Annotated in this window: 15 protein-coding genes; 9 read left to right on the top strand and 6 right to left on the bottom strand. The window is 75.0% G+C overall.

Annotated elements, in window-relative coordinates; all coding sequences use genetic code 11:
- The first annotated feature begins 184 nt into the window (after positions 1-184).
- On the top strand, positions 185-1,468 hold the full coding sequence (locus SJY06_RS02090) for a S8 family peptidase (protein ID WP_380164144.1): 1,284 nt from the start codon (positions 185-187) through the stop codon (positions 1,466-1,468).
- 117 nt (positions 1,469-1,585) lie between these two features.
- Here the strand turns inward: SJY06_RS02090 and SJY06_RS02085 are convergent, their stop codons facing one another.
- Entirely contained in the window at positions 1,586-2,302 is a 717-nt protein-coding gene (locus tag SJY06_RS02085; protein WP_380164142.1) for a response regulator, read from the bottom strand.
- Positions 2,299-3,582, bottom strand: a complete 1,284-nt coding sequence (locus tag SJY06_RS02080; protein WP_380164140.1) for a histidine kinase — start codon at positions 3,580-3,582, stop codon at positions 2,299-2,301. Before SJY06_RS02080 ends, SJY06_RS02085 begins: the two co-directional genes overlap by 4 nt.
- Before the next feature lie 139 nt (positions 3,583-3,721).
- On the opposite strand from SJY06_RS02080, the gene SJY06_RS02075 reads away from it, so the two are divergent.
- On the top strand, positions 3,722-4,483 hold the full coding sequence (locus tag SJY06_RS02075; RefSeq protein WP_380164138.1) for an ABC transporter ATP-binding protein: 762 nt from the start codon (positions 3,722-3,724) through the stop codon (positions 4,481-4,483).
- Positions 4,480-5,271: a hypothetical protein gene (locus tag SJY06_RS02070; RefSeq protein WP_380164136.1), complete on the top strand. Its 792-nt coding sequence runs from the start codon at positions 4,480-4,482 to the stop codon at positions 5,269-5,271. Before SJY06_RS02075 ends, SJY06_RS02070 begins: the two co-directional genes overlap by 4 nt.
- A gap of 78 nt (positions 5,272-5,349) precedes the next feature.
- Here the strand turns inward: SJY06_RS02070 and ddaH are convergent, their stop codons facing one another.
- A complete protein-coding gene (ddaH, locus tag SJY06_RS02065; protein WP_380164134.1) occupies positions 5,350-6,207 on the bottom strand; it encodes a dimethylargininase in 858 nt (285 codons plus the stop codon).
- Positions 6,208-6,311: 104 nt separating this feature from the next.
- Here ddaH and SJY06_RS02060 point away from each other — a divergent pair, with 104 nt between their 5' ends.
- Positions 6,312-6,749, top strand: a complete 438-nt coding sequence (locus SJY06_RS02060; RefSeq protein WP_380164132.1) for an Lrp/AsnC family transcriptional regulator — start codon at positions 6,312-6,314, stop codon at positions 6,747-6,749.
- A gap of 67 nt (positions 6,750-6,816) precedes the next feature.
- Positions 6,817-7,137, top strand: coding sequence for a tetratricopeptide repeat protein (locus SJY06_RS02055; protein ID WP_380164130.1), 321 nt, complete (start codon positions 6,817-6,819; stop codon positions 7,135-7,137).
- A gap of 137 nt (positions 7,138-7,274) precedes the next feature.
- On the opposite strand, the gene SJY06_RS02050 is transcribed toward SJY06_RS02055, so the two are convergent.
- The gene (locus SJY06_RS02050) at positions 7,275-7,919 is read right to left on the bottom strand and encodes a GNAT family N-acetyltransferase (protein ID WP_380164128.1); all 645 of its coding nucleotides are present in this window, start codon (positions 7,917-7,919) and stop codon (positions 7,275-7,277) included.
- Entirely contained in the window at positions 7,916-8,509 is a 594-nt protein-coding gene (locus SJY06_RS02045) for a TetR/AcrR family transcriptional regulator (RefSeq protein ID WP_380164126.1), read from the bottom strand. Before SJY06_RS02045 ends, SJY06_RS02050 begins: the two co-directional genes overlap by 4 nt.
- A 78-nt stretch (positions 8,510-8,587) precedes the next feature.
- Here SJY06_RS02045 and SJY06_RS02040 point away from each other — a divergent pair, with 78 nt between their 5' ends.
- The 4 genes from SJY06_RS02040 (at position 8,588) to SJY06_RS02025 (ending at position 12,978) form a co-directional block, all read left to right on the top strand.
- Complete coding sequence (locus tag SJY06_RS02040; RefSeq protein WP_380164124.1) at positions 8,588-9,475, top strand: SDR family NAD(P)-dependent oxidoreductase; 888 nt, start codon at positions 8,588-8,590, stop codon at positions 9,473-9,475.
- A gap of 127 nt (positions 9,476-9,602) precedes the next feature.
- Positions 9,603-9,872 carry a UBP-type zinc finger domain-containing protein gene (locus SJY06_RS02035; protein WP_380164122.1) on the top strand — a complete coding sequence of 90 codons (270 nt, stop codon included), beginning with the start codon at positions 9,603-9,605 and terminating at the stop codon, positions 9,870-9,872.
- On the top strand, positions 9,869-11,542 hold the full coding sequence (locus tag SJY06_RS02030) for an FAD-dependent oxidoreductase (protein ID WP_380164120.1): 1,674 nt from the start codon (positions 9,869-9,871) through the stop codon (positions 11,540-11,542). The genes SJY06_RS02035 and SJY06_RS02030 overlap by 4 nt, the downstream gene beginning before the upstream one ends.
- Positions 11,539-12,978, top strand: a complete 1,440-nt coding sequence (locus tag SJY06_RS02025; protein ID WP_380164118.1) for an ATP-binding protein — start codon at positions 11,539-11,541, stop codon at positions 12,976-12,978. Before SJY06_RS02030 ends, SJY06_RS02025 begins: the two co-directional genes overlap by 4 nt.
- Here the strand turns inward: SJY06_RS02025 and SJY06_RS02020 are convergent.
- On the bottom strand, positions 12,959-13,993 hold the full coding sequence (locus tag SJY06_RS02020; RefSeq protein WP_380164116.1) for an NAD(P)/FAD-dependent oxidoreductase: 1,035 nt from the start codon (positions 13,991-13,993) through the stop codon (positions 12,959-12,961). The genes SJY06_RS02025 and SJY06_RS02020 overlap by 20 nt on opposite strands.
- Positions 13,994-14,007 lie beyond the last annotated feature (14 nt).

Here is a 14,007-nt window from a genome sequence, read left to right as displayed (position 1 = left end):
CTGCCCCCCTGGCGAGGCCGTCCGGTCCGGTCGGCGGTGCCGCGACAGTAGCGGCCGGGCCTGCGGCCCTCTGACAGGACCTCTGACATTTCATCCGTCTGGGACTTACATTCAGCTGTGACTCCGTTGTAGCGTCCGGTTCGTCGGGTACCGCCCGACGGCCGGACCACACCGAGGAGTCTTCATGGACCACACCCCCCGCCCTGCCCACGGCCGCACCCCGCTGCGTGCGGCAGCAGTGCTCGGGATGGCGAGCCTCGTCATCACGTCCCTGGGCAGCGTCGCCCAGGCCGCCGACGGCGACGACCTCGCCCCGCTCCGCCTGACCGACACCGCCGAGGCGATCGACGGCCGCTACGTGGTCGTGCTCGACCAGGCCCCGACCGCCGCCACCAAGGCGTCCGTGGCCCGCAGTGGCTCGGACCTGCGGGCCCCGGCCCACACCCGGGCCGGCAGCAGCCTGGCCAAGGCCGTGTCGCGCGCCGAGGCGGCCGGGGCCGAGGTCACCCACACCTACGGCGCGTCGATCGCCGGCTACGCGGCCGAGCTGAGCGACTCCGAGCTGGCCCAGGTGCGCAAGGACCCGGCGGTGGCCTACGTCGAGGCCGACCAGACCGTGTCGGTGTCGGCGACGCAGAACAACGCCACCTGGGGCCTGGACCGGATCGACCAGCGCAACCGGCCGCTCAGCGGCACCTACACCTACGGCCCGACCGGGGCCGGCGTGGACACCTACATCATCGACACGGGCGTGCTGGCCACCCACCGCGAGTTCACCGGCCGGATGGGCGCCGGCGCGACCGCCATCAACGACGGCCGCGGCACCAGCGACTGCAACGGCCACGGCACGCACGTGGCGGGCACCGTCGCCGGCACCACGTACGGCGTGGCCAAGGGCGCGACGGTCATCCCCGTCCGCGTGCTGGGCTGCAACGGCTCCGGCAGCAACTCCGGCGTCATCGCCGGCATCGACTGGGTCGCGGCCAACGCCAGCGGGCCCTCGGTGGCCAACATGAGCCTGGGCGGCGGGGCCTCGACGGCCACCGACGCCGCGGTGCAGCGGGCGGTCAGCGCGGGCGTGACCATGGTGGTCGCGGCCGGCAACGAGAACCAGAACGCCTGCAACGTGTCCCCGGCGCGGGCGGCCAACGCGATCACGGTGGCCAGCACGACGAGCACCGACGCCCGGTCGAGCTTCTCCAACTACGGCAGCTGCGTCGACATCTTCGCCCCCGGCTCGAGCATCACCTCGGCCTGGTACCAGTCGACGACGCAGACCCGGACCATCAGCGGCACCTCGATGGCCTCGCCGCACGTGGCGGGGGCGGCGGCGCTGTACCTGCAGCGCAACCCGTCGGCCTCGCCCGCGACCGTGGCCGGCTCGCTGGTCGCGAACAGCACCACCAACGTCGTCAGCGGCGCCAACGGCTCGCCCAACCGGCTGCTGTTCACCGGCTACATCAGCTGACGCACCGACCAGGTGGGCCGGGGGGCGGAGCCCCGTCCCACCTCTGGAGGGGACGGCGCGGGCCCGGTGAGTGCGGTCACCGGGCCCGCGTCATGCCCGCGTCGCACCCCCGGTCGCTCAGCGCGACCAGCCTGCGTCGTGCACCAGCAGCGCCACCTGGACCCGGTTGTCCAGGTCGAGGCGGGCCAGCAGCCGCGACACGTACGCCTTGACGGTGGCCGGGCTCATGTACAACGTCTCGGCGATCTGCGCGTTCGCCAGGCCCTGCGCGACGGCCAGGGCCACGTCGCGCTCGCGCTCGGTCAGGCCTGCCAGCGCCTGCCGGGCCGTGCGCTGCCGGTCGTCGGCCGGTCCGTCGGTGTCCAGGGCCGAGACGTGGCGCAGCAGGCCGCGGGTGACGGTGGGCGACAGGACCGCCTCGCCCGCGGCCACCCGGCGGACGGCGTCGACGATGTCGGCCGGGGGAGTGTCCTTGAGCAGGAACCCGCCCGCGCCGGCCCGGACGGCCCGGACCACCTGCTCGTCGGCGTCGAAGGTCGTCAGCACCACGACCTCGGGGGCACCCGGCCGGGCGCGCAGCGCGGCGGTGGCGGCCAGGCCGTCCACGCGGGGCATCCGGATGTCCATCAGCACGACGTGCGGCCGCAGCCGGGCCACGGCGTCCGGCACCTCGTCGCCGTCCGTCGCCTCGCCCACCAGCTCGACCCCGGGCGCGCCGCGCAGCACGAACGACAGGGCGCTGCGGACCAGCGGGTCGTCGTCCACCACCAGCACCCGGACCACGTCCCCGGCGGGGCCGCCGGCCGGGTCGTCGCTCGGGTCCGCCTCGCTCACGACCACGGCAGCCACACCCGCAGCCGGAACCGGTCGCCCTCCACGCCGTGCTCCATCCGGCCCCCGGCGAGCATGGTCCGCTCGGCCAGGCCGACCAGGCCACGACCGGTGCCGGGCACCTGACCGGGGAACCCGCCGGGATCGTTCGCGTCGCCCGGCGTGCCGTGGGCCGGACGCAGGGCGTTGCTGACCTCGACCGTCACACCGTCCTGGGGGCGGCCCGACACCTGGACCCGCACCCGGCCGCCCCGGCCGTGCTTGCGCGCGTTGGTCAGGCCCTCCTGCAGCACGCGGTACGCGGTTCGGCTGGTGGTCAGGGGCAGCTCGTCCGTGCCGTCGGGCAGGTCGACGTCGGCGAGCACCGTCGCACCGGTCTCCCGCGCCTCGGCCAGCAGGGTGTCCAACGAGGCCAGCGACGGCTGCGGCCGGGCCGGGTCGTCGGAGTCGGTCGCGTCGGGCAGGTCGGGGTCGGAGCGGAGCACGCCGATCACCTGGCGCAGGTCCTCCAGCGCCAGGTGGGCGTTGTGCCGGATCACCCCGGCGGCCGTGGCGACCTCGTCGGGCTCGGCGTCGGGCCGGTACTCCAGCGCCCCGGCGTGCATGCTCACCAGCGAGATCCGGTGGGCCAGCACGTCGTGCATCTCGCGGGCGATCCGGGTGCGCTCGCCCAGCCGGGCGGCCTGGGCGGAACGCGCCTGCTCGGTCTCGGCCCGTTCGGCCCGCTCCCGCAGCGAGGCCACCAGCAGGCGGCGGGCGCGGACGAACATGCCCAGGGCGACCACCGCCGCCAGCATCGCCGTCCCGGCCACCATGGACACCAGGAACAGGACCCAGCCCTGGCTGCCGTCGGTCCAGGCCAGCCAGTAGACGATCGAGGCCACCAGGTTGAAGCCTGCGACCGGGACGCTCCACACCCACCGTCGGTGCAGGGCCACGGTGAAGATCAGGATCAGCACGGCGCCGATGGCGGACGTGGCGACCACCGAGAGCACGGTCATGACCAGGGCCAGCGCGACCGGGTAGCGGCGGCGCCACCACAACGACACGCAGGCCAGCAGGCCCAGGGCGACGTCCAGGCCCACGGTGAGCGGCGTGTACGGGACGACACCCGCTCCTTCGACCGGGGTGGCGGCCACGACGAGGGTGACGAAGCCGAACAGCACCGCCAGGACGAAGGCCACGGAGTCGACGACCCAGTCGCGTCGGCTGCGGCGGGTGCGCACGCGACCGGCGGGGTCGGTCCACACCTCCAGGGCCGTCCACCGTCTCGTCGCGCTCACCAGGCCAGGCTAGGTCCGGGCCCACGCCGGGCGGCACCGCCGAAGGTCGACGACCGGCCGTCCGGGCGTAGACCTTCGGACCGTCGACGCCGACCGACGGCCGCTGCCGGCGGGGGTCGCGGGAGGCGAGGGTCTTCACATGATCGAAGCGAGCAACCTGACCAAGCACTTCGGGTCCACGCCCGTCGTGCACGACGTGTCCTTCTCCTGCCCGCCCGGCACGGTGACCGGGTTCCTCGGGCCCAACGGCGCCGGCAAGACCACGACGCTGCGGATGCTCACCGGGCTGAGCCCGATCGACTCGGGCACGGCGACGGTGGCGGGCGTCCCGTTCCGCCGCCTGCCCAACCCCGGTCGGGTCGTGGGCGTCATGCTCGACGCCTCGGCCCAGCACGCCGGCCGCACCGGCCGCGAGACGCTGCGCCTGGGGGCGCAGGTGCTGGGCGTGCCGACCGACCGCGCCGAGGAGCTGCTGGAGCTGGTGGGCCTGGCCGGCCCCGCCGCCACCAGGCGGGTGGGCAAGTACTCGCTGGGCATGCGGCAGCGGCTCGGTCTGGCCTTCGCCCTGCTGGGCGACCCCGACGTGCTGATCCTCGACGAGCCCGCCAACGGCCTGGACCCGCAGGGCATCCGCTGGATGCGCGGCCTGGTCCGGCAGTTCGCCGACGCGGGCGGCACCGTGCTGCTGTCCTCGCACCTGCTGGGCGAGATCGCCGCCGTCGCCGACCGGCTCGTCGTCATCGGCGGCGGCCGCGTGGTCGCCGCCGGCCCGACCGCCGAGCTGCTCGAGGGCCAGGACGACCTGGAGGAGTACTTCTTCCGGCTCACCGACCCCAGCAGCCCTGACCCCAGCAGCCCTGACCCGACCGGCACCACCCGCCCCGAAGGAGCGAACCGATGAGCACCGCCCTCAACCCCGACCCCGCGATCGACCTCGCCCCGCTGCAGATCAAGGGCCCGGGCTTCGGGACCCTGGTCGCCGTTGAGCTGCGCAAGTCCGTCGACACCCTCACCGGGCGCGTCCTGCTGAGCATCATCGGCGTCCTCGTCCTCGGCGCCCTGGCCCTGGCCCTCGGGTTCTTCCCGGAGGAGGAGTGGTCGCTGACCACCTTCGCCGTGTACTCCTCGCTCCCGCTGTCCATCCTGCTGCCGGTGCTCGGCGTGCTCCTGGTGAGCGGCGAGTTCTCCCAGCGCACCATCCTGACCACGTTCGCCCTGGTCCCCTCCCGGGCCCGGTTCGTGCTGAGCAAGACCGCGGCCGGGCTCCTGCTGGCCCTGATCGGCTCGCTGGTCGCGCTGCTGCTGGCGGTCGTGGCCACCGGGATCGGCACGGCGCTCGAGCCCGACACGTCCTGGACCGTCGAGTGGGCGGTGCTCGGCCAGCTGCTCGTGGCTCAGCTGATCTTCGTCCTGGTCGGGGTCGGCTTCGGCCTGCTCGCCCAGAACACGCCGCTGGGGGTCGTGGCCTACCTGCTGCTGCCCAGCCTCCTGGCGCCGGTGCTGCTCCTCGTGCCGTCGCTGCAGGACGTGGGCGGCTGGATCGACCTGAGCACCGCGACGGCCCCGATCACGTCCCCGACCGAGGCGACCGCCGGCGAGTGGGCCCGCGTGGGGACGACCACGGCGCTCTGGGCCGGTCTGCCGTTCGCCCTGGGCTGGCTGCGGCTGCTGCGCCGCGAGATCGCCTGAGGCACCCGCTGTCGGGTCGTCGGGAGCTGGGGCCCGACGACCCGACGGCTGGTCTCCGCCGGACGCAGGACGGTGGACCTAGCGGCGCAGCTCCGAGGTGCAGCACTTGGGGCCGCCGCCGCCCTTGAGCAGCTCACCCAGCTCGACGGGCACGGGGACGAAGCCCCGCTGGGCGAGCTGCTCGGCCAGACCCGTCGCGGCGGCCGGCATCACCACGTGCCGGCCGTCGCTGACGGAGTTCAGGCCCAGCACCAGGGCGTCCTCCTCGCTCGCCTCGACCGCGTCGGGGAAGAGCCGCCGCAGGACCGCGCGCGAGCCCGGCGAGAACGCGCCGGGGTACCAGGCCACCGTGGTGTCGTCGAGCGGGAACAGCGCCGTGTCGAGGTGGTAGAACCGCGGGTCCACCAGGTCCAGGCCGACGACGGGACGCCCCGTCCGCTCCTGGATCTCGGCGTGGGCGCCGCGCTGGGTGCGGAACCCGGTACCGGCCAGCACCAGGTCGCCGACCACGGTGAGGTCGCCCTCGCCCTCGTGCACGTCCTGGGTGGGTCGCACCTCGCCGAAGCCGTTGGCCTGCAGCCAGGCCGCGTGGGCCGGGGCCTCGCCGGCCCGCTCGGGGTGGGCGAACCGTGCGCCGACCGCGACGCCGTCGACGACGAACGCGCCGTTGGCCGCGAAGACCATGTCGGGCAGGCCCGGCACGGGGTCGAGCTCGTGCACGGTGTGACCGAGCCCGACGTAGGTGTCGCGCAGGGCCTCCCACTGCCGCACGGCGAGGTCGGTGTCGACCTGGGTGCCGGGGGTCATCCACGCGTTGATGGCGTACTCGACCGCGAAGTGCACCGGTCGGCACATCAGGAAGGTGCGGCGGACCGCCACGCGGTCACCGGGCATCGGCTCGGGGGAGAGGCGCTCCCCGGGGAGAACAGCGGTCACGTCATGACGGTACGGGCGTGCAGCCGCGCGAGTCAGGGGGTGATCATGCGTTGTGGCGCACGAACGTTGCGTCTGATCGGACATGACGGGTGCATCATTGCGTGATGCGGCTGGACGACATCGACGAGCGGATCCTGGCCCTGCTGCGCGACGACGGCCGGGCGTCGTTCGCCGCCGTGGGGGCCGGCGTGGGGCTGTCCGCGTCGGCCGTGAAGCGGCGGGTGGACCGGATGCTCGACGCCGGGGTGATCACGGGCTTCTCCGCCGTGGTGGACCCCGAGGCGCTGGGCTGGACCACCGAGGCCTACGTCGAGCTGTGGTGCGCGCCGAGCACGACCCCGGCCGCCGTCATGGCCGTCGCGGCCCGGCACCCGCAGGTGGTCTCCGCGGCCACGATCTCGGGCGAGGCGGACGCGCTGGTGCACGTGCGGGCCACGAGCGTGCACGACTTCGAGCGGGTGCTGGAGCGCATCGGCGCGGACCCGGCGGTGGTGCGGACCAAGAGCGCCATCGTGCTGAGCCGGGGTGTGCTGCGGACCTGAGCCCGGTTGAGCCCAGGCCGCTCAACCGGGCGGGAACACCGGGGCTGACCTGCGTGTTGAGAGCGGCATGACCATCCAGACCGACCTGTACGACGTCGTCGCCCGTGGCCGCATGTTCCTGGCCGCCGGCGACCCGACGACGGCGGCCGGCATGCTCGCGCAGGCCGCCGCCCTCGCGCCCACGGACCGGGCCGTCCACACCGACCTGGCCCGGGCCTGCTTCGACTCCGCCCAGCTGGGCCGGGCGGAGGCCGCGTTCACCACCCTGGTCGAGCTCGACCCGACCGACGTCTGGGCCCGGCGGGGTCTGGCGCGCACCCTGCGCCGGCAGTCCCGTCGGGACGAGGCCGCGGCCCAGGACCGCATCGCCGACGCCCTGGACGCCTGAGCCCCACGCACCTCCCCGCCCCACCTGGGCACCCGCACCACCCCGTACCAGCCAGCGACACGACAGCCACCCCCGGCGGGCCACCACGGCCCGTCGGGGGTTCGGCCGTCGCTGGTCGGTACGGCCGTCCCGGGCCCTCAGGGCAGCGGGCGACCCAGGACGAGCGCCTCGTCCGTCCGCTCCACCAGGTGGAACCCCAGCCGCGCGTAGAAGGCCACGGCCTGGTGGTTGGCCGTGCTGACCCCCAGGTGCACGCCACCGGCCCCGGCGGCCGCCGCGGCGACGAAGAACCGCTCGAGCAGGCGCCGGCCCCAGCCCTCGCCCTGCACGGCGGGCAGCAGGTCGACGTGCAGGTGCGCCGGGTAGCGGTCGGTGACGTGCCGCGGGGTCGACCGCGGCCGGTCGGCCAGGCGGGCCAGCGCCTCGTCGGGCGACGCGGGCGCCTGCTCGGCCAGCGGGAACCGGCGCCGGACGTCCGGCCACCAGGCCCGCTCGCACCACTGCTCGAAGGCCACCGTGTCGCTGGTCCCCAGCACGTACCCGCTGACCCGTCCGGCCCTCGTGCCGTCGTCCACCACCAGGCACAGGTCCGGCTCGAAGCGCACGTACGGCACCGCGTAGACCGCGCCCGGCAGCCCGGCGTGGGTGTAGCGGTCGGTCGCGTCCTCGCCGTCCGCCGCGGTGCGCAGGCACACCTCGGCCAGGCCGGCGTCGTCGGAGCGTCGGTAGGGCCGGACCGAGGCGCGGCTGCGGCGCCGTCGCGACGGGGCGGCGCCGCTCATCCGCGCACCCCCAGCAGGCCGTCGACGACCAGGTCGACGTGGGCCGGCAGGGGCGGCCAGGGGTAGCCCGGCTTGCCGGTGCGCAGCGACACGCAGCCGTGCAGCCCGGTCCAGCCGGCGAGCACCAGGTCGGGCACCTGCGGCGCGGTCACGCCGGGCAGCGCGGCCAGCAGGTCGCCCAGGTGGGTGAGCATGGCCTCGCCGTCGGCGAACGCGGCCGACTCCTGCTCCGACAGCAGCCGCAGCGCCCGGCCGCCGAACACCACCTCGTACGCCCCGGCGTGCTCGACACCCCAGCGGCAGTAGGCGAGCGACGCCGCGCGCAGCCGGGCCTCGGGGTCGGCGCCGGTCACGGCCTCGACCTCGCGCCGCAGCCGGGCCAGGTGGTGCTCGACCACGGCCAGCAGCAGGGCGTCCAGGTCGGCGAAGTGGCCGTACACGCTCGGGGCGGCGACCCCCGCCTCGCGGGCGACCCCGCGCAGCGTCACCGCGGTCGGGTCGTCGGACTCCAGCAGCCGGCCGGCGGCCAGGACGAGCTCCTCGCGCAGCCGCAGGCCCTCGCCGCGCGGGTTGCGGACCCGTACCGCCACGCTGCCTCCCGTCGGTCGTCGACTGCCCCGCACCGTATACGGTGGACCCATCACCTAACATGTGTAAGGCTATGTGGCATGAGCTTGCGCCCCGGTCCTGTCCTCGTCACCGGCTGCTCGACCGGGATCGGCCGCGCCGTCGCGCTCCGGCTGGCCCGGGACGGCCACGTCGTCCACGCCACCGCCCGGCGCCCCGACACCATCGCCGACCTGGAGGCCGCAGGCTGCAGCGTCGGCCCCCTCGACGTCGTCGACCCCGACTCCGCCGCGGCGGCGGTCGAGCACGTGCTGGGCCGGCACGGCCGGATCGGCGGGCTCGTCAACAACGCGGGCTACGCCGAGTACGGCCCGCTGGAGGAGGTCCCGCTGGCCGCGGCCCGGCGCCAGCTGGAGACCAACGTCATCGGCCTGGTCGGGCTCACCCAGCTCGTCCTGCCCCACATGCGCGCGGCGGGGGCCGGGCGCGTGGTGAACATCGGCTCGGTGGGCGGCCGCGTCACGTTCCCCGCGGGCGGCTGGTACCACGCGTCCAAGTACGCGCTGGAGTCGCTGAGCGACGCGCTGCGGGTCGAGGTGGCCCCGTTCGGGGTGCGGGTCAGCCTGGTCGAGCCGGGCCCGATCCGCACGGCGTTCGGTGACACGGCCGTCGGCACGCTGACGGCGCCGCAGTCGGTCGACGGGTCCCCGTACGGCGACCTCACCCGATCCGTGGAGACCACCGTGCGGGGCTACTACGACAACCCGCTGCTGGCCCGGGGCACCGACCCGGTCGTCCGGGCCGTCGTGCACGCGCTGACGTCGCAGCGGCCGAGGTCGCGCTACCTCGTCACCCCTACCGCGCGGCTGCTGGTGGCCATCCGGCGCTGGGGCGGTGACCGGGGCTGGGACGCCTTCGTCCGCCGGCAGTTCTCGGTGCCCGGCCTGCGGCGTGACCACGCCGGCGGTCCCGCGCGGGCCCGGGGGTGAGCCGCGGGTGTCCGCCCTGGGTGAACCCGGCGCGTGCACCTCTGGCGCCCGGGGGGCCACCGGGATGAGGATCGTCGCGGGCCGACCGGGTCGGGACGGCCCGCGACGTCGGCCCGGGGAGGCCCCCATGAGCTCGTGCCCGCACCTCGACGACACCGCCCGGCCGGAGCCGGAACCGGTGACGCCGGACGGCTGCCAGGAGTGCCTGGCCGTGGGCGGCCGCTGGGTCCACCTGCGGCTGTGCACCGCGTGCGGCCACGTCGGCTGCTGCGACTCCTCGCCCCGCCGGCACGCCACGGCGCACCACCACGGCAGCGGGCACCCCGTGGTGCGCTCGTTCGAGCCGGGTGAGACCTGGCGCTGGTGCTACGTCCACGAGGCCCTGGTGGGCCGGTGAGCGCTGCCGGCTCGGCCCTGCCGGTGCTGCTGACCGTCGACGACGACCCGTCGGTGTCCCGCGCCGTCGCCCGCGACCTGCGCCGTCGCTACGCCGAGCGCTACCGGGTGGTCCGGGCCGAGAGCGGCGAGGCCGCGCTGGAGGCGCTGCGGGAGCTGCAGCTGCGCGGCACGCCCGTCGCGGCGCTGCTGGCCGACTACCGGATGCCCGACATGGACGGCATCCAGTTCCTCGAGCAGGCGATGGACCTGTTCCCCCGCGCCCGCCGCGCCCTGCTGACCGCCTACGCCGACACCGACGCCGCGATCCAGGCCATCAACGTCGTCGACGTCGACCACTACCTGCTCAAGCCCTGGGACCCGCCGGAGGAGAAGCTCTACCCCGTCGTCGACCAGCTGCTGGAGACCTGGGCGTCCTCGCCGGACCCGGCCGCCGACGGCCTGCGCCTGGTCGGGCACCGCTGGTCGCAGGCCAGCCACGTGGTGCGCGACTTCCTGGCCCGCAACTCCGCGCCCTACCGCTGGGTGCCGGCCGACGAGCCCGAGGGCCGTCGGCTGCTGGAGGCGGCCGGGCAGGACTTCACCGCGGTGCCGATGCTGGTCGGCCTCGACGGCGAGGTCCACGTCACGCCGGACCTGGCCACCGTGGCGGCCGTGGCCGGGCTGTCCACGACGCCCGCCGAGGAGTTCTACGACCTGGTCGTCGTCGGGGGCGGGCCGGCCGGGCTGGGAGCCGCGGTCTACGGCGCCTCGGAGGGCCTGCGGACGGTGCTCGTCGACGCCAGCGCGACGGGCGGGCAGGCCGGTCAGTCGTCCCGGATCGAGAACTACCTCGGCTTCCCCGACGGGGTGTCCGGCGGGCAGCTGGCCGACCGGGCCCGCCGGCAGGCGGTGCGGTTCGGCGCCGAGGTGCTGACCGCGCGCGAGGTGGCCGGCCTGGCCGTGGACGGACCGACGCGGCGGGTGCACTTCGCCGACGGCACGGCGGTGTCGGCGCGCTCGGTGCTGCTGTCCACCGGGGTGCAGTACCGGCGCCTGCCCGCGCCGGGCGTCGAGGGCCTGATCGGGCGCGGCGTGTACTACGGCAGCGCGTCGACCGAGGCCGACGCCTGCCTGGACCAGCACGTGTTCGTCGTGGGCGGGGCCAACAGCGCCGGGCAGGCCGCGGTGTTCTTCACCCGGTTCGCGCGGCAGGTCACCATCCTGGTGCGGGGCGACTCGCTGCAGACCTCCATGTCCAGCTACCTGATCGAGCAGGTGTCGTCGATCGACAACCTCGACGTGCGCACCTGCACCGAGGTCGTCGAGGCCCACGGCGAGGACCACCTGGAGGCGCTCACCCTGCGCCACCGGCTGAGCGGGGCCACCGAGCGCGTCGAGGCCGGGCACCTCTTCGTGTTCATCGGGGCGGCCCCGCGCACCGACTGGCTGGACGGCGTGGTCGTCCGCGACGACAAGGGCTTCGTGCTGACCGGGCCGGACCTGCTCGTCGACGGCGGCCGACCGCCGGGCTGGCACGAGCCGCGCGACCCGTACTACCTGGAGTCGTCGGTGCCGGGCGTGTTCGTCGCGGGCGACGTCCGGGCCGCGTCGGTCAAGCGGGTCGCCTCCGCCGTCGGCGAGGGCGCCATGGCCGTCACGCTCGCCCACCGCTACCTGGAGCAGTCATGACCGCGGACCTGACCCTGGACCAGCTGCGCGAGCTGTTCCTGTTCGAGGCGCTGGACGACGACCAGCTGACCTTCCTGCGCAAGATGGGATCGGTCACCCAGGTCCCCGCCGGGCAGACGGTGTTCCGCGAGGGCGAGCCCGCCGAGTGCTTCTACGTGCTGCTGTCCGGCACGGTGGCCATGACCCGCCTGGTGCGCGGCGACGAGGTCGAGGTGACCCGTACCGACCACGTGGGCTCCTACGGCGGCGCGGTCCAGGCGTACGTGCAGCCCGGCGAGGCCAAGCACTACGCCGCGACGTTCACCGCCGTCACCGACTGCCGGTTCTTCTCCCTGCCGGGCGAGGCCTTCGCGGCGGTCGTGCGCGAGTGGTTCCCGATGGCGGTGCACCTGCTGGAGGGCCTGTTCCTGGGGATGCGGGCCAGCAACGAGGTCATCGGGCAGCGGGAGCGGCTGCTGGCCCTGGGGTCGCTGACGGCGGGGCTGACCCACGAGCTGAACAACCCGGCGGCGGCCGCGGTGCGGGCGACGTCGGCGCTGCGCGAGCGGGTGCGGGCCATGCACCACAAGCTGGCCATGCTGGCCGACGCCACCATCGAGCCCAAGGTGCTGACCGCGCTGGCCGGCCTGCAGGACGACGCCCTGGCCCACAGCGGCACCGGGCCCAAGCTGGGGGCGCTCGCGGCCAGCGACGCCGAGGACGAGCTCGTCGACTGGCTGGAGGAGCGCGACGTCCAGCGGGCCTTCGACGTGGCCCCGCCCCTGGTGGCGGCCGGGATCGGCCCGGACTGGCTGGACGGCCTGGCCGACCGGGTCCCGGCGCACCTGCTGGAGTCGGCGCTGCGCTGGATCGTGTACTCGCTGGAGACCGAGCAGCTGATGGCCGAGATCGAGGACGCCACCGGCCGGGTGTCGGCCCTGGTCGGCGCGGCCAAGCAGTACTCGCAGATGGACCGCTCCGCGCAGCAGACGTTCGACGTGCACGACGGGCTGGACGCGACCCTGGTCATGCTCGGGCGCAAGCTGCAGGGCCTGCAGGTGGTGACGGACTTCGACCGGACGCTGCCCCCGGTGCCGGGCTTCCCGGGCGAGCTCAACCAGGTCTGGACCAACCTCATCGACAACGCGGCCGGCGCCATGGCCGGGTCCGGCACCCTGACCCTGCGCACGGCCCTGGACGGCGACAGCGTCCTGGTCGAGGTCGGCGACACCGGGCCGGGGGTGCCGGAGGAGCTGCGCCGCCGGGTCTTCGAGCCGTTCTTCACCACCAAGCCGATCGGCGAGGGCACCGGCCTGGGCCTGGACATCTCGTTCCGGATCGTCGTCAACCGCCACGGCGGCGACCTGCGGCTGGTCAGCGAGCCCGGCGACACCCGGTTCCAGGTCCGGCTGCCGGTGCGCCCGGCCGTGACGGCGGTCAGCCCCGCCGACGGCTGACAGCCAGCGCGGTCTCCTCGGCCAGCAGGTCGCCGACGATCGCGGCCCCGGACATCAGGCCCGCCGCGGCCGCCACGATCACCTGCGCCATGGGGTCGGTGACGTTGCCTGCCACCCACACCCCGGGCACCGTCGTGGACCCCGTCATGCCCGAGGGGACCCGACGGGCGACGACCGCACCGGCCATCTCCATGTCCTCCAGCGGCAGCCCCAGCGCCTCGAGGAACGGCGCCCGGGCGGTCAGCCCGGTGCCGGTCACCAGCACCTGCCGCGGCACGACGCGGCCGTCGCCCAGGCGCACGCCGGACACCCGGTCGTCGGTCAGCACGAGCTCGGTGACGCGCTCGTCGACCACGGCCACGTCGCGGGCGGCCAGCTGCTCCCACTGCTGCTCGTCCGGCTCGACGGCGCCGTTCAGGAACAGCGTCACGTCGTCGGTCCAGCCCCGCCACATCAGCGCCTGGTGTACCGACAGCGGTCCGGTGGCCAGGACGCCGACGGCCTGGCCGCGGACCTCGTGGCCGTGGCAGAACGGGCAGTGCAGCACGTCGTGCCCCCACCGCTCCGCCAGGCCCGGCACGTCGGGCAGCTCGTCGAGCAGACCCGTGGTGACCAGCAGGCGGCGGGCCCGCAGGGTGCGGCCGTCGGCCAGGTGCACCTCGAAACGGGCCGTGTCGCCGTCGTCATCCGGGTCGCCGGCGCCGCTCACGCCGTCCGCGCCGGCGTCGAGCCGACGGACCGTGCTGACCAGGCCCTCGACGGCACGGCCGCCGTAGCCGGAGACCTCCGCACGACCGCGGGCCAGCAGCTCCGCCGGGGCCACGCCCTCGCTGCCCAGGTAGTTGTGGACCGCGTCGGCCGGGGCGTTGCGCGGCTCACCGGAGTCGACGACCACCACCGATCGGCCCGCACGGGACACCGTGAGCGCCCCGCTCAGACCGGCCGCGCCTCCCCCCACCACGACCACGTCGTGCGTGAGGTCGACGAGCGGGTCTGCTGACGTGTTCGTGCGCATGGCTGGCCTCCGTG

The organism is Jannaschia sp. R86511 (assembly GCF_042466345.1).
In the GTDB taxonomy this organism is placed as follows: Bacteria; Actinomycetota; Actinomycetes; order Actinomycetales; family JBBAYJ01; genus Aquipuribacter.
This window is presented reverse-complemented; position numbering and strand designations above follow the sequence as displayed.